Source organism: Siphonobacter sp. BAB-5385 (assembly GCF_002261125.1).
GTDB lineage: Bacteria > Bacteroidota > Bacteroidia > Cytophagales > Spirosomataceae > Siphonobacter.
On record NZ_NMPS01000220.1, the window covers coordinates 97,462 to 112,320 of the forward strand.

The window sequence follows — 14,859 nt, forward strand, 5'->3', positions numbered from 1 at the left end:
AAAAAATCAATCTTATTTCTTCTGATAACTCCCATACAACCCAATCAGCCGTTCGGGATAATTTGAGATAATCCCGTCGACGCCGTAGGAAGCCATACGTTGCATATCTTTTTCTTCATCTACTGTCCAGGGTAACATTCGCATCTTCTTTTCGTGTACTTCTTTCACAGTTTCGGAAGTGACCAGGGTGTAATGCGGACTGTAGTACTGTGGCGTGAATCCCAGTTTGGCCAGGTTATCGGCTACGCTGTCTTTGTTATAAAGCAGCAGCGAAAGGCTTTGTTTGGGGTACTTTTTGTGGAGTTCCTGAAGGGTACGCACGTCGAAAGACTGAATAGTTACGCGGTTGGCGATGCCTTTTTTCTGGATGACCTGCATGAGCAGTTGTACGAATACATCCGGTGAAGGATTGTACTTTCCGTCACCCTGCGGGGAACACTTGGTTTCGATGTTGTAAGCAACCGGCTTCAAATGATGCTTGCGAACGTAAGTTTCCACGCTGTCGATGACTTCCGAAAGCAGAGGTTTATACGTTTTCATTTTCTTTTGCTGCGGAAAATTCGGGTGCGGTTTGCTCCCGGCATCGAAGGTCCGGATGCTGTCGTACTTCATTTGATAGAGAGCGTAGGACTTTTCTTCCTCTTTCGTGATGTCGTTACCATCAGGTTTCCGCATGAAAACGGACGACATATACGGGTCGTGGGAAACCACCACCTTCTGGTCTGCCGAAATAACGCAATCCAGCTCCAGCGTCCGGCAACCCAGCCGTACCGCATGAATCATGGATGTAACCGTGTTTTCCGGGACCAGGCCCATACCGCCCCGGTGGGCCTGTACATCGAGGGTTTGTTGGGCTTGTACACGCGGAAGTACAAGTCCACTGAAAAGTAAAGCGTACCAAAGACGTTTCATCGTCAGGAAATAATAGAGTGAATGGAGAAGAAAGAGCATACGAACGGGAAGGTCCGTCTGCGGATAAAATTGGGCCCAAAAGTAAAGACTTTCCCAAGGGAGCCTGTTACGGCTAGATTAAATCAAAAAGGCTTTCCGTAACGATCGCTTCATGTACCAAGCGTCGTTAAAAAAAGCACCGTTTGCTTTTCCAGACAGAAAAAACAAACGGTGCAGAAAGGTGTCCCGAAAAAACTAGCTGACCAGTACCGGGGCGTTTCGTTTGGACATTCGCAGAAAACGAGCAATCAGGAAAATGGAGGCGAACGTCAGACCACTGATGAAGCCCAGCCACATACCCGAAGCTCCCATGCCGCCGTGAAAGGCAAACCAGTAGCCCATCGGGATACCCACCACCCAGTACGCCACGGCAATGAGCAGGTAGGCGTTCGGACGTCCTTGATGCCGCGTAAGAGGCCCGCTCCAATGGCTTGCGTCGCGTCAGAAATCTGGAAAATGGCCGCGAACAGCAGCAGCATACTCGCCAGCGAAACGACTTCCGCATTGCTATTGAAGAAATGGGGTAGATGGTCTTTGAGCAGTACAAAACCCAGGGCACAGCAAACGCCGTAAGCCAGGGCCGTTAGTAACGTACTCTTTCCAATAGTAGCGATCAACGGCCAGTCCGAACGACCAAAGGCATTGCTGACCCGGATGGAGCCCGCCTGAGCCAGTCCCATCGAGACCATAAACGTAGCCGACGCACAACTCAGGGCAATCTGGTGGGACGCCTGAGCGACGGCACCAATCGTACCGATGATGATGCCCGAAACGGCGAAGGCTCCCGCCTCCATACCGACCTGCAGGCTACTGGGTACCCCGATGTGCAGCAATTCCTGAATCGTCGAGCGACGCAGGTACCATTCCTCTTTCCGAAGCTGAATGTACTTTTTATACGAATGGTGGGTCAGAATAACCGCCGCCAACGCTATGGTAATCAGCGTACGGGTGATGAGCGTACCCCAGGCGGCTCCCAGTAGTTCGAGTCGCGGGAAGCCCCAGTTGCCATAAATCAACAGCCAGTTAATGAAAATGTTAATGGGCATGGCCGCCAGCGAAAACAGCATGGCCGTGCGGGTTTGTTCGAGGCCATCCGTGAATTGCTTGAGTGTCATGAACAGCAACATGGGAATAATGGAAATCCCCATCAACTGCATAAAGGGTACGGCCAGCGTGGCTACTTCCGGGTCCTGACCCAAGTGAAAGAGGAGGTCTTTCCCGAAAAACAGGGTAAATGAAATCAGCAGGGCTGTTAGGGCACAAATGCAAAAGCCATTGTACAGGTAATGGGAAACCTGACGGGCGTCGTTCTGACCGTGGGCCATAGATACCATTTGGGAAACGGAAATCGTCATACCGATGCCGATCACAAAGGGAATATTCATGGCATTGAATACCAGCGAAACGGCGGCCAGTTGTTTGTAATTAATGGACCCCACCATGGCTGTATCAATGATGTGCAGGGCCATTTGAGCAAGTTCACCAATAATAATGGGTAAAGCTAATCGAATAGTTTTGAAGGCTTCCGTTTTCATGACTCAATCGTATCGCAACTTAAGAAAGCCGCAAAGGTACGAAAGCTTCCCGAGCAGGTCGGCAAAAAATCCGAAACTAGCGGACGCACTTCCCGCAGAAGGACCATTTTAGGCCACTTGAACCTTCAGAATCGCCGGATTTGTCGCAAGACTATATCATTTTTAACAAATTCCTGTAATTTCAGCGATTCAACCACCCGTCTGCTCAGGTCCGCTTCGGACGAGGCACGGGCGTATCAAAGCCTCTAATTCCTTATGGAAAAATCCAGACGATCGTTTCTTAAAAAAACGGCTCTTACGACGGCCGGACTGACCCTCGGCGGGGTCGGGATGTCCGCCAAAAGTTACGCTAAAATCATCGGCTCCAACGAACGGCTGCAGGTAGCCATTGCCGGATTAGGTCGGCGGTTAGGAGCCTATTTTGAACCCATTGGCAAGAAAGACAGTAATGTCGAGCTGGTGTACCTCTGCGATGTAATGCAGAAGCAGCGGGAGTCGGCTCTCAAGCAGTTTGCCAAACACATCGATTACCAACCTAAGCTAGAAAATGACATTCGCAAGGTCATTGCCGACAAGGATGTCGATGTACTCATCAATGCTACGCCCGATCACTGGCATGCTCCGGGTACCTGGCTGGCGGTACAGGCGGGCAAGCACGTGTATGTGGAGAAGCCTTGCAGCCACAACCCCCGGGAAGGCGAGATTCTGGTGGCCATTCAGAAAAAATACGGGAAGGTGATTCAGATGGGAAATCAGCAACGTTCATCACCGGAAACCATCGATATTATCCATCAAATTCATAATGGAGCCATCGGTACGCCTTATAAAGCCGTGGCTTTTTACGTGGCTACCCGGGGCGAAGTACCGGTGCCGAAAAAGGCTCCTATACCCACGGGGCTGGACTGGGATTTGTTTCAGGGTCCTGCTCCCCGTCGCGAATACACGCACGATACCTGGGATTACAACTGGCACTGGTACGGCTGGACTTACGGCACGGCCGAAAGCGGCAACAACGCCACGCACGAGCTGGACGTCGCCCGTTGGGCCTTGCAGGTAGATTATCCTGAATACGTGAATGTGGAAGCAGCGAAACGCCATTTTCCCAACGATGGCTGGGAGATGTACGATACCATGGAAGCGTCGTTCCGTTTTCCGGGCAACAAAATCATCCAATGGGACGGGAAAAGCCGATCGGGTTACAAAACCTACGGCACCGACCGCGGTACCGTAATCTACGGCTCGACGGGTACGGTATACGTTGATCGGGATGGGTACAAGCTCTTCAGCCGGGAAGGCAAGCTGGTGAAAGACAGCAAGGCCAAAGGTTCCGAAGCGGGCACGGCACTGGGCGGCGGTGGTGATATGACGACTGGCCACATGGTTAATTTTTTCGAAGCCATTCGGGGGAAAGCCAAACAAAATTCACCCATCGATGAAGGAGCCAAAAGTGTACTGCTCTGCCATCTAGCGAACATTTCTTCCCGCATTAATAAATCCTTCGAAGTCGATACCAAAAACGGTCATATTCGGGATAAAGAAGCCATGAAGCTCTGGAGCCGCACGTACGAAAAAGGCTGGGAACCACCCGTTTAAATTTTTGCGAGCTAAGTACGAAAAAAGCAGCCCTACAAAGAGCTGCTTTTTTTGATGCTGGAAATTACGCACTATTTATGGCTTTGAGCGTAGCATCATTCGGTACGCATGCTTCCGTAACTCTGGTTAAAAATATCCCCGCCCCACATTCGAGTAGGTTACTTTCCATTTCCCCTTGTTACGGTTAAGATACAGGTATTTGTAGCCGTCTTTTAGTGGAAAGTAAGCACAGTCATTAGTCATTTGAATCCTAATGAGCTCACCGGGTTGTGCTTTAATAGAAAAGCTTTGGGCCATTCCGGTGGTCAGGTCACTACTCAAATGTCCGGTAATGGCTACCCGGTTTCCCACGGTAATCGATACGGAGTCATTGAAAAACATCTCGAACGTCAAAACCCGTGAGGAATCGCGGTGAAAAGGCTCGGAGGCCTTCTGGTTGTCCACCTCTTCGCTGACGGTCTTGCACGTCACTTCATTCTCTTTTTTGCAGCCGAGCATGCCCAGGAGAAAGGCACTCAAAACAAGAAGCGGAATACAAAGGAGTCTCATTGCAGATACGTTTGCTCTAAGACCCTTTGTCCGGCCTAAGCGTTGGAAGAGCAAAAAAAAATGGGCAGTCGAACCACCTGTTCGCTACTGAGGCAACTCAAACGGATTGATTTTCTGGGAAGGAACGGAAATCGTTTTCAGAAACGCTTCCAGTTGAAGCTGCTCCGTTTGGGTGAGATGGAGTTTCCGGAGCAGGGGTGAGGTGACAGGCCGCAGTCGTTCGTCTACGACTACCCTTCGCTGAATGGGCGAGGGGTTGCCCAGGTTGTAGTATTCAATAACATCCCGGAGCGTCGGGAAATTGCCGTGGTGCATCCAGGGGCCGGTACGAGCCACTTCCCGCAGCGAAGGCGTACGAAATTTGCCGACGTCCTGAGGATCACCCGTCTGGAGATACTTTCCAAAGTCCTGCTGTGAAGAGCCGTACAGGGTTTGCCCGTCGTTGTGAAACTGATTGTCTGAAAATAAAGGTGAGTTGTGGCAGTTGATACAGCGGGCTTTCGTGCGAAATAAATGCAAGCCCATCACTTCATCGTCGTTCAGCAGCCGGGCATTTCCCTGAACAAAACGATCAAAACGGCTCGGCGGACTGACAACCGTTCGTTCAAACGTGGCAATGGCCTGCTGAATGCGTTTGACCGTCACTTCTTCCGTACCAAAGGCGGCGGCGAAATGCGGCCGGTACCCTTTTACCTTGCGAATATTTCGCTGCATGGTTTTCAGATTCTGAGCCATTTCCAGCGGATCCTGCACCGGGAAGTTCACCTGTTCTTCCAGACTCGCCGCCCGCCCATCCCAGAATAGCCGCTGGTAATGGCCCGTATTGAGAATGGTCATGGCGTTTCGTTTGCCGTTCTGGCGATTGTGACCGAACGATAAATGCCGGCCATCGCCCCAGCCCAGCTCCGGATCGTGGCAGGAGGCACAGGCAATTTGTTTGGATTGCGAAAGTCGCGGATCAAAAAAGAGCAATTTTCCCAACTTCGCTTTCGCTTCCGAATACGGGTTGGAAGCCGGATGGCTAACCTTGCCCAGCACCCCGATTTCCTGAAACGTACCTACGACGGAAGAATCAATCTCCGGTTTAGGCCAGCGGGAAACATCTCCACTGCTGTACAAGTGCCGAAGTTCATCCACCGAATACTCGTGCTGGAAGGCCGTAAGTCCGATGAAAAAGGCTACGGAAAGCAAAAAGAAAAATCGCATAGGCAGTCTACTGAACTTCCCGAAAACCCATGAAAAGCCTTCGGGAAGTAATAAAGAATCGCTACGGTTAAATGCAGTACGAGGCTACTTAATTGAGACTTAATGCGTCCACGCTGATTTTGTAGGTACGCGAGACTTTTGCCGCACCGCCAATGGTCGTTTCGTTGAAATGCACCACCAGATCCATCACTTTGGTTTGGGTATCATACGTACCCTCTCCGCTAATACCAATTTTGAACGGAGCACCGTCTTTACGCGAAATGGTCACGTCCTGATTCAGTACTTTGACTTTACCCTTCGTGGCACCAACGGCATCCGGAAAAAATTGCAGGACTTTTTCAGCGTTAATTTTTGCTTCCTTGATGTTGTTGGTACCAATCTGAGTCGCGTACAGCGTAACCATTCCAAAAAGATTAACGCCGCTGTCTACTACGTTGGGGTTCGTGAAACCAATGTAGGTAGGATCACTAGCCGGAACCGTTGAAAAGTGGGAAGCAATCCGGTTGGTCCATTTTCTTGCGGTCGAATCGTAGCGATACACGTAGGGCTGGTAATACTGATCGGTTTTATGGAAGACCGAAACGACATCTTTCGAAGCCTGCTCCTCAGCTGGTTTTTCGGGTTCGATGGAATTATCCTTGGAACAACTGTGCAACCCTAAAAGGCCGGCCATCAGTAAGGGAAGTAAGCGAAACAACTTCATGGTGTATGTAGGATTTGTAGTAAGGGATTGAAATGAACGAATTAATACCCCGGATTTTGGGAAATGAGCGGGTTGACCAGCACCGTTCGGGCGGGTAGGGGAAGGATATAAAAGTGCGAGGGATACGGCAAACTACACCGTAGGCCCTGGCAGTCCTGTCGAAGTAGCGGCTGGTGGGTTCGTGAAAGGTCTAGCAGTAGGAAGCCTTCAAAACACAACTCTTTACGGCGTTCGAGCCAAATCAGCTTCAAGGCCGCCTCGGGATCGGTCCCCTGTAAGGGTATGGCCTCGGCATCGGCTCGCGTCCGGATGGTATTCAGATCCTGGTAGGCCTGGCTCAACTGGCCCAGGCGGGCGGACGCTTCAGCCCGGATCAGGTAGAGTTCGGACAAGCGGATGACTTTTACACCCGTTGCATTGGCTTCTCCCCGGGCGTACTTTTTACTGAAAGAATATTCGCTACCCGCAATGGTAAGGGTGTTGTACAAGTGGGCTTTGGCCCGCACGTCGGTGGGCGAGTACAGCTGCAATAAGTCGTTGGTGGCGGCCATTTGCAAATAGGTAGTAGAAACGCCCGCCGTGGTCGCATCGAAGTAACTGCCCAGGCTCGTACCCGTATAATTGGCCGGAACAGAGACTTCGAAAATGGCCTCGGATGTATTCTTCTGTGACCAGGATTCCACGTAATTCTGATTCGTATACAGGCGATAGGCCGCACTGGTAATGACGGCGTTGGCCTGGTTATACGCCTGCTGGTAATCGGCCTTGTGGAGGTACACCCGGGCCAGCAGGGCCCGCACTACCGAGGAGTTCATGTAGTTTTTCGTGCTACCCGAGCTCCAAATCGCCGTACTGTTTTCAAAAAGCACCAGCGATTGTTCCAAATCCGAGAGAATTGCTGCGTAACATTCCGCGACACTGGATCGGGGACGCTGCGATTCCGTCACTAAAATGGGTTTCAAATTCAGGATGATACCCGGATGCGACGCATCTGCTGTGTACGTATAAGGCTGGGCGTACAACTGGACCAGATCGAAATGAATCATTGCCCGCAGTGCCATTGCTTCGGCAACGAGCCGTGTTCGTGTACGTTCGGAGCCATTGGGTATCTGCGGAGCCCGGGTAATAATGTTATTCAGGTTGTTGAGAATTGAGTACAGCTGGGCGTAGGTACTGTTCATGCTCCCGGCGTCGGGATCGGCCGTAAAGTTGTACACATCGCCCAGGATCTGCCGGTTCGTTGCCGAATACTTGAGATTGCCCCCTGCCAGATCGGGATAAAACGTCCGGTTTCCGTTCAGGTAATTACTTTCAAACAGCGAACGATAGGCTCCGCTCAGGGCTACCGTAGCGGACTCAATGTCCTGAAAGGTTTCTTCCAGTGAAATTTTATTTTGAGGCTCTTTATCAAGCAAAGCCTGACAACTGCCCAATACCGCCAGCAAGCCCAGGACTCCCAGTTTTCGCACGAGGCGTTTGTATGATAGTATGAAAGAAAACATGATGCGTTTACAAACTAAGATTTAGACCTAGACTGAGCGTACGGGCTTCGGGAAAGGCAAAGCGGGTTTCTCGTACGCCATTACGTCCCGCGGGACTTTTGTCTTTGTACCAGTACGCAACGTTGGTGATATTGAGGAAGGCGGAGACACCCTGCATCCGAAGTCGTTTGCTCAAGGCGGAAGCCAGACTGTAATGGAGCGTAACGTTGGAAAGCTTCAGGTGCGTCAGATCCTGTAGGTACCGGGAGGAGTTGGTTACCAATCCTTTTTCAATCAACAACTTCGAGACGGGTGCTACATCCCCGGGTTTCTGCCAGCGATCCAGCAGATTGACACTCATGTTGGAATGCCGTAGATTCCTTCCATCACCTATAAATTGCGTAGCTCCATCCGATTTTCGCCCAGGTTATACAGGATATTGAGCGTCAGAGAAAATTGCTTGTAGCTCAAATCGTTCACCCAGCCCCCCTGAGCTTTGGGCAGGCGATCGCCCAGCACGAAGTAACTCGAACGGGGATAGGTGCGAATGGTGGTTCGGTCCACGACAGAGCCATCGGGGGCATAGAATTGCTCATTACCCGTCTCCGGGTTCACGCCCGCCCAGCGGATCCCCCAGATCGCCGTGGTACTGTAGCCTTCCCGAATGGCGGCGTTGGCTTCGCTCGTAGTAGAGGCCGGGTCGCTATATACGGAAGTAAAACCCTGATTGTACTGCAAAATCCGGTTGCGGTTAAAACCCGTCGTCAGCGTCGAACGCCATTTAAAGTGCTTGCTCTGAATGAAGTGCGTTTGCAGCGTGAGATCAAAGCCCTGATTACGCATCTTAGCGGTATTGTAGGAAATGCTACCATAACCCGTTTCCAGCGGAACTTCTACGTTGGAAATCAGGTCGTGGATCGTATTCTGATAATATTCCGCTGTAATTGAAAGGCGGTCAAACAGCGTAAGATCCAGTCCCAGGTTGAGTTTCAGGTTTTTTTCCCAGCTTAAATTGGGGTTGGGAGCGGAAGAAGTTTCCGGTACAGCGGCTACGTAGCCGTTATAGTTGCCGTAACTGAAATTGTACAGACCCCGGGCGGCATACGAGCCAATGCGGGAATTGCCCGTTGAGCCGTAGCTGGTTCGAAGTTTCAGAAAGGTAAACGCCGGATGATTTTGTAAAAACGGCTCTTTGCTGATAATCCAGCTTAGGCCGACGGCGGAATTAAGGGCCAGGTTGAAATCACTGCCAAACATGGACGACTGATCGGCCCGGATACTGCTGGTAAGCAGGTACTTTTTCTTAAAATCGTACGTAGCCTGAGCGTAATACGAAACAGTTGCGTTTTCCTGTTTGGAAGAAGAAGCGGACTGGCGGGTAGCCTGACTGATTTCCCGAATGCGATCGTAGGTAAAGTTCGTGCCCGATCCGGCTAGTAACACGGTTCGCTGGTCCTGAGCCTCCAGCCCCGCAATCACCTGCACGGAATGGTTCTGTTGGAAGGTTTTGGCATACGTACCCTGCAGATAGCCCAGCCAGCCCAGGGTCTGCCGGTCGAAAATCTGCAACTGTCCGCCTTTGGTACTGCCCGTCGCGTTTTTGGCTGAATCGTAGCTTACATCCTTACTCTGCGAAAAGTTAGTCCCGATGGTTCCCGAAATCGTAAGGTTCGGGGTAACCGCGTAGTGCAGGTTGGCATTGCCATTAAAAGCCAGAGCATCAGTAAACGCTTCGTTTTGAGCTAGTACGGCTAACGGATTGGGTACGCCCAGCAAGGTCGTAAAGTTCCCTTCCGCATCGTAAGGCGATAGATTAGGGGGTAGGTACGCGTTGTTTTTAAAGTTATCGAGTCCGCTCTTTTTGATAATCGTCGGCGATAATGTTACCCCGAGTTTAAGTTTCCGATTCAGGATACTATTTACTTTCAAACTCAAATTGAGCTGTTGCAAATCATTCTTCAGTGCACTGGCCTGCTGGTAACGATAGCCCGTTGAAAAGCGGTAGGTGGTGCCTTCCTTACCTCCCGATACATCCGCATTGATCGCCGTGTAGGAAGCATTCCGAGTGGTAAGGCCCAGCCAGTCGGTATCAATCGTAGAGCTACCGGCCTGGTCGGCGGCCTGCGATTCCGTGAAACCACTGTTGAGCAAGGCTTCCCGTTTGAGCGTGAAATATTCCGGACCACTCAACAGCTTCATGCGGTTGATGAACGTTGACACGCCCCGGGAGACGGAGACGTGGGCCGCTGTCCGGCCCGCCGAGCCCGCCTTGGTGGTAATGATGATGACTCCGTTGGCCGCATTAGCTCCGTAAATAGCCGTCGCCGAAGCATCCTTGAGAATGGAAATGGAAGCAATATCCTGCGGGTTAATGCCCGCGATGGGGTTAATCAGCGTTTCACCGGAGAAGATTTGAGCGGCATCGCCGCGTTCCTGCTCCATGATGGGGATACCATCGATGACAAAGAGCGGTTGCGTAGAGGTCGTTCGCGTACCACCAACGGGTGTAAGCGTACCCTGACCGCGAATGTTAATTTTCACGGGAGTACCCAGTTGCGTTGTCGGCTCCACGTACACGCCAGCGGCGAGTCCTTCCAGCATTTTATCGAAGCTCTCAATGGGCCGGTACGGCTGCAATTCTTTCGCGTTGATCTGCGAAATACTACCGATTACTTCCTCTTTGGGTGTCCCGTTGGTATAAGCATTGGTGATGACCAACTCATTCATTTGTCGGGATTCCGGCTCCATTTCCACATCCAGCGTGGCCGATGAGCCCAGGGGCGGAGAAAGGATCGGCTTCATGCCCACCATCCGAAACTCCAGCCGGGCCTGGCTTAGGTCTGTTGCCGAAACCGTACCCGTGTAGTAACCTTCTGCATCCGTAACGGCCAACACCCGTCCCGTAGACGAACGTACCGAAACCCCCGGTAAGGGCGTTTTTTCAGAACGATCTATGACGCGGCCGCTTACGCGTCGCTGGGCTTGCGTACGTACCAGAATGCGGTTGCCCTTTTGCAGAAAAGCCAAATTGCTGAGGCTGGCGAGGTCCCGTAAAATAACCGGTAACGGGCCCGAGCTGTTGAAATCAAATCGGCGTTTGAGTGGAATGTCCTGGGCGTCGTAGTGAAACTGAACGCCCGCCTGTTTTTCGATTTCTGAAAAAATAGTAGTCAGGCTGGCTTGCTGGAGTCGTAGGGTAAGCTGCTGGGCTCCCGCCTGATTCCATATGCCAAAACTAATCCAAAGGGCTACAAGCAGCCCAGGTACCCGTGTAATCATTGCTCCGCTCTTAAATAAATCGTACGCTGATGGATGCTATAAGTCAGGTGTTTAGAGAAGCAAATAGTTTCAAGGACCTGGCGAACGTCTTCCCGATGGAAGGTGCCCGTATACTGCCAGGGTTGGGTGGGGTGTTGGAGAATCAGTTGGTAGCCGTAGGTTCGCTCCAGGGCTTCTGCAATGGTTTTGAAATCAGCATTTTTGAAAACCAGGTAGCCGTCCTTCCAGCCGCTGACGGCCAGAGAATCGAAGCTGTTTTTTCTGAGCTCATGTCGGGTCCGCTGATACACGGCCTGCTGACCCGGTACAAGTTGAAGCTGTTGATGAAGCGTATCTTCTAGTTGTACTTTCCCTTTGAGTAAAGCCACAGAAATCTCCGCCTTTTCCGGATAGGCTGACACATTAAATTCAGTTCCGAGTACCCGGGTTGTTAAGCCGTCGGTACGTACCAGAAAGGGTTTCTGGGCATCATGGTGGATGGAAAAGTAGGCTTCTCCCTCAAGTCGAATTTCGCGGATGTCTGAAACAAAAGCCTTAGGGTAATGAATGGTACTGGCGGCGTTCAGAATCACCGTACTGCCGTCCGATAGTGTAAGTTTGGTCTTCTTGCCATTTGGGGTTGAATAATGAACCCATTCCTCAACCGGTGCTTCCGTACGGGATGTACGGTTTGCGTACCAAAAACCCGCTCCTAGACTCAATACCAGCAAAATCGAAGCAGCGATGAGCCAGGGTTTTCGTTTGGGCAGCCCTATCACGGGAGCTTCATCGATGTAGGCTTGTAAGCGATCTTTTTCCTGTTCAAGTTCCAGAGAAGGAAGTCGTACGGTCAGTAGATCAAGCAGGCTTTCGGCCGCTACGACTTCATCGAGCTTCTCCGGGTGCGTGCGTATCCAATGCTCCCAGAAGGCAACGGCCTCCGGGTCGGTTTTCAGATAGTAAGCCAGAAAGGATTCGTCGGCGGCAAAGTCTTCGGCCTGGTAATGATCCATGGTTGACTGCGTTTGAAAACCAGTGCAGGAAAGCAGTCATTTTTACCGGAAAATGTTGAACAATTTTCAAAATACGAAGTATGGTCTGTCTGACAGAACCTTAGTTGCGTAAATTTTCTAGAAAAGAAAAGAGCAAGCCTTACCGTACCAGAAAGAAAAGGAGTAGGCTCATCAGAACCTGTACGTGTTTGCGAAGCGTTTTCAGGGCTTCGGATATCTGATTGTATACGGTGCGGGGCTGCACCTGTAGCTGCTCGGCAATCGACTCGTAGCTGAGTTGTTCGTAGAACCGAAGGCGGATCATTTCCCGCTGGCCGGGGGTAAGTTTGGTTAGCAGCTGCTGCATGCGAAGGCGGTTGCCCTCGTCGGTTTGCTGGTCCATGAGCACCTCTTCGTAGGAGCGTTCGCTGGGCTGAGGCGTCGTCACCTGAAGCGAATCGAAAGAAAACGACTGTTCTTTCAACAGTTTTCGCTTGAGATAGGTAAATAGATAGGACTTGATCTGCGTGACTTCCGGCAAGTGAAATCGGCGGTCCCACAATTCACAAAATAATTCGTGAATGGCATCTTTCACGAGTTCGCGGTCCGTACTGACCCGGCAACCGAACGTATACAAGGCCTGGTAATAAGACTCGTAGAGGCTTAGAAAAGCGGCTCGGTCGCCTCTTCGGAGTTGATTCCAGTAGGTATGTTCAGTCGTGTCAGCCATTGAATGGCCGCAAAAGTAGTGAAATTATTTATAATCATTATAAATAGAAAAGCAGATCTGCCCGGATCCGGGAAGATTCTCTAGTGAGAAGCGGCTCTTTTACGTGGCCGCCGAGCTAAATAGGGGCAGGATTAGTAAAATAAAGGTTATTTAATTTGGACTAAATACAAATAGCGTTCTAGTTTTGTAGCGGTTGAGAAAACAGAAACACGTTTCCTGACGCACGATCCCATTTTCTAAGGCCCGGTTCAAACCCATCTCAAATTTCTTTGTACAACCAATGTCCCTGTTTCGAAAAGTTAACAACTGGCTCCATTTGTGGTTAGGACTCATTTCCGGTGTCATTGTCTTCATTGTCTGCATCACCGGATGTATCTGGGTGTTTAACGATGAAATTACCGCCCTGCTGGAACCCAACAGTCGCATTGAAAAACAGAACAAACCCGTTCTCAAACCCTCGGAACTCAAGCAAATCGCCTCAAACGTGTTTCCGGGTAAACGCGTCGTGTACGCCATTTACCGCATGGGTCGGGCTGCCGAAGTTTCGCTGGGCGAAGGACGTCGGGGTGATCACACCGTCAGTTTGAATCCCTATACGGGCGAAGTACTGGGCAAGAAGGTGCTCGAAAAAGATGGAACGGACTTCTTCCGCTTCATTCTCAACGGTCACCGGGCGTTGTGGCTGCCGTATCCCATTGGTCGGCCCATTGTTAATTACGGTACCCTCGTGTTTGTGGTGTTGCTGATCACGGGACTGATCTGGTGGTATCCCAAGAAATGGAATAAAAGTACGGTAGATAAGAGCTTCAAAATTAAGTGGGGAGCTTCGTTCAAACGCCTTAACCTTGATCTGCACAACGTACTCGGCTTTTACTCGTTACTATTTTTACTGGCCATTGCCATGACGGGTATGGTATACGGCATTGAATGGTACAGTAAAGGCTTGTACTGGGTTACTTCGGGAGGCGATCATCTGCCGCCTTTTGCCCGGAATAGCTCAGATACGTTACAAGCCCAGAAATTCTACACCGTGGATCAGGCGATGGACAAGGCCTGGAATACGGTCATCAGCCGTCATCCCGAAGCGGAAGGATTTTTCTACAGCTATCCAAGTCCTAAAGACGCTAAAGCTCCGATTTCCATCACCATTTACCCGAGCCGTACGCATTTCTACGATAATCAGGGGTACGCCTTCGATCAACATACACTCAAGGAATTTCCGAAAGATAAAATCTATGGCAAGCCCTTTGCTGAAGCTTCCACCGGGGCTCAAATCCGCCGTATGAACTATGATATTCACGTGGGAAGTGTACTGGGCTTTCCGGGAAAAGTACTAGCCTTCCTGGCCAGTTTAATTGGAGCTTCCCTGCCGGTTACGGGTTTTCTGGTCTGGTGGAACCGCAAAGGTTTTGGTAAAGGGAAGGGTAAAAAGAAGGGAAATGCCACGCGTACGACTCGCCCTACGAATGTTACGCCTGCTGCTCGCCCAACCTTTAAACCCGTCATGAACAGTAACCGACACTCACTTCCAGAAAACAGCTAGGTAGTTATAGCAAAAGCCCCTCCGGTGATTGAAAACGGAGGGGCTTTTGCGTTTACCAACGCTCAAAATGTCAAACCTTTAACCCTGAGACGCTAAAGCATCCAACGCCTTACACCAGCGTAGCCAGTGACTGATTGTTGAAACCGCTCAACTCCTCGAGACGTCCTTCGCGAACTTTTTTCACCCAGGCGGGATCTGAAAGCAGTGAACGACCAATGGCCACCAGATCAAAGTCTCCGCGATCCATCCGGCGAAGGAGTTCATCGATCGAACTGGCCTGAGAACTTTGACCCTGGAAGGCACCCATAAAGTCACTGT

The 14,859-nt window shown here is 50.9% G+C and carries 13 protein-coding genes; 2 read left to right on the plus strand and 11 right to left on the minus strand.

Going from position 1 to position 14,859, the window contains the following annotated elements:
* Positions 1–12: 12 nt before the first annotated feature.
* The gene (locus tag BWI93_RS23225; protein ID WP_255158026.1) at positions 13–951 is read right to left on the minus strand and encodes a glycerophosphodiester phosphodiesterase family protein; all 939 of its coding nucleotides are present in this window, start codon (positions 949–951) and stop codon (positions 13–15) included.
* A gap of 269 nt (positions 952–1,220) precedes the next feature.
* The gene (locus tag BWI93_RS23230) at positions 1,221–2,486 is read right to left on the minus strand and encodes an MATE family efflux transporter (RefSeq protein WP_255158027.1); all 1,266 of its coding nucleotides are present in this window, start codon (positions 2,484–2,486) and stop codon (positions 1,221–1,223) included.
* A 255-nt stretch (positions 2,487–2,741) separates the two neighbouring features.
* Between BWI93_RS23230 and BWI93_RS23235 the strand changes: the two genes are divergently transcribed.
* Positions 2,742–4,079 carry a Gfo/Idh/MocA family oxidoreductase gene (locus BWI93_RS23235; RefSeq protein ID WP_094815868.1) on the plus strand — a complete coding sequence of 446 codons (1,338 nt, stop codon included), beginning with the start codon at positions 2,742–2,744 and terminating at the stop codon, positions 4,077–4,079.
* Between the two features lie 126 nt (positions 4,080–4,205).
* Here the strand turns inward: BWI93_RS23235 and BWI93_RS23240 are convergent, their stop codons facing one another.
* The 8 genes from BWI93_RS23240 to BWI93_RS23275 all read right to left on the minus strand — a co-directional run bounded on the left by BWI93_RS23240 (position 4,206) and on the right by BWI93_RS23275 (position 12,998).
* Positions 4,206–4,628, minus strand: coding sequence for a hypothetical protein (locus BWI93_RS23240; RefSeq protein WP_141217576.1), 423 nt, complete (start codon positions 4,626–4,628; stop codon positions 4,206–4,208).
* 84 nt (positions 4,629–4,712) lie between these two features.
* Entirely contained in the window at positions 4,713–5,834 is a 1,122-nt protein-coding gene (locus tag BWI93_RS23245) for a cytochrome-c peroxidase (RefSeq protein WP_094815871.1), read from the minus strand.
* Between the two features lie 88 nt (positions 5,835–5,922).
* Positions 5,923–6,537: a hypothetical protein gene (locus tag BWI93_RS23250; RefSeq protein WP_094815873.1), complete on the minus strand. Its 615-nt coding sequence runs from the start codon at positions 6,535–6,537 to the stop codon at positions 5,923–5,925.
* Between the two features lie 41 nt (positions 6,538–6,578).
* Positions 6,579–8,006, minus strand: a complete 1,428-nt coding sequence (locus BWI93_RS23255) for a RagB/SusD family nutrient uptake outer membrane protein (protein WP_176454306.1) — start codon at positions 8,004–8,006, stop codon at positions 6,579–6,581.
* Positions 8,007–8,046: 40 nt separating this feature from the next.
* The gene (locus tag BWI93_RS23260) at positions 8,047–8,379 is read right to left on the minus strand and encodes a hypothetical protein (protein WP_094815877.1); all 333 of its coding nucleotides are present in this window, start codon (positions 8,377–8,379) and stop codon (positions 8,047–8,049) included.
* 29 nt (positions 8,380–8,408) lie between these two features.
* On the minus strand, positions 8,409–11,297 hold the full coding sequence (locus tag BWI93_RS23265; RefSeq protein ID WP_094815879.1) for a SusC/RagA family TonB-linked outer membrane protein: 2,889 nt from the start codon (positions 11,295–11,297) through the stop codon (positions 8,409–8,411).
* Entirely contained in the window at positions 11,294–12,289 is a 996-nt protein-coding gene (locus BWI93_RS23270) for a FecR family protein (protein WP_094815881.1), read from the minus strand. Before BWI93_RS23270 ends, BWI93_RS23265 begins: the two co-directional genes overlap by 4 nt.
* A gap of 139 nt (positions 12,290–12,428) precedes the next feature.
* Positions 12,429–12,998 (minus strand): RNA polymerase sigma factor, encoded by a 570-nt coding sequence (locus tag BWI93_RS23275; RefSeq protein WP_094815883.1) that lies wholly within the window; start codon positions 12,996–12,998, stop codon positions 12,429–12,431.
* Positions 12,999–13,278: 280 nt separating this feature from the next.
* On the opposite strand from BWI93_RS23275, the gene BWI93_RS23280 reads away from it, so the two are divergent.
* Positions 13,279–14,541 (plus strand): PepSY domain-containing protein, encoded by a 1,263-nt coding sequence (locus BWI93_RS23280; RefSeq protein WP_094815885.1) that lies wholly within the window; start codon positions 13,279–13,281, stop codon positions 14,539–14,541.
* Positions 14,542–14,650: 109 nt separating this feature from the next.
* Here the strand turns inward: BWI93_RS23280 and BWI93_RS28350 are convergent, their stop codons facing one another.
* The gene (locus BWI93_RS28350; protein ID WP_217902324.1) at positions 14,651–14,848 is read right to left on the minus strand and encodes a hypothetical protein; all 198 of its coding nucleotides are present in this window, start codon (positions 14,846–14,848) and stop codon (positions 14,651–14,653) included.
* Between the last annotated feature and the right edge of the window lie 11 nt (positions 14,849–14,859).

Excerpts from the sequence above, each read along its gene's own strand:
- BWI93_RS23225 (WP_255158026.1), bottom strand. The coding sequence starts at position 951 with ATGCTCTTTCTTCTCCATTCACTCTATTATTTCCTGACGATGAAACGT.
- BWI93_RS23230 (WP_255158027.1), bottom strand. The coding sequence starts at position 2,486 with ATGAAAACGGAAGCCTTCAAAACTATTCGATTAGCTTTACCCATTATT.
- BWI93_RS23235 (WP_094815868.1), top strand. The coding sequence starts at position 2,742 with ATGGAAAAATCCAGACGATCGTTTCTTAAAAAAACGGCTCTTACGACG.
- BWI93_RS23240 (WP_141217576.1), bottom strand. The coding sequence starts at position 4,628 with ATGAGACTCCTTTGTATTCCGCTTCTTGTTTTGAGTGCCTTTCTCCTG.
- BWI93_RS23245 (WP_094815871.1), bottom strand. The coding sequence starts at position 5,834 with ATGCGATTTTTCTTTTTGCTTTCCGTAGCCTTTTTCATCGGACTTACG.
- BWI93_RS23250 (WP_094815873.1), bottom strand. The coding sequence starts at position 6,537 with ATGAAGTTGTTTCGCTTACTTCCCTTACTGATGGCCGGCCTTTTAGGG.
- BWI93_RS23260 (WP_094815877.1), bottom strand. The coding sequence starts at position 8,379 with ATGAGTGTCAATCTGCTGGATCGCTGGCAGAAACCCGGGGATGTAGCA.
- BWI93_RS23265 (WP_094815879.1), bottom strand. The coding sequence starts at position 11,297 with ATGATTACACGGGTACCTGGGCTGCTTGTAGCCCTTTGGATTAGTTTT.
- BWI93_RS23270 (WP_094815881.1), bottom strand. The coding sequence starts at position 12,289 with ATGGATCATTACCAGGCCGAAGACTTTGCCGCCGACGAATCCTTTCTG.
- BWI93_RS23275 (WP_094815883.1), bottom strand. The coding sequence starts at position 12,998 with ATGGCTGACACGACTGAACATACCTACTGGAATCAACTCCGAAGAGGC.
- BWI93_RS23280 (WP_094815885.1), top strand. The coding sequence starts at position 13,279 with ATGTCCCTGTTTCGAAAAGTTAACAACTGGCTCCATTTGTGGTTAGGA.
- BWI93_RS28350 (WP_217902324.1), bottom strand. The coding sequence starts at position 14,848 with ATGGGTGCCTTCCAGGGTCAAAGTTCTCAGGCCAGTTCGATCGATGAA.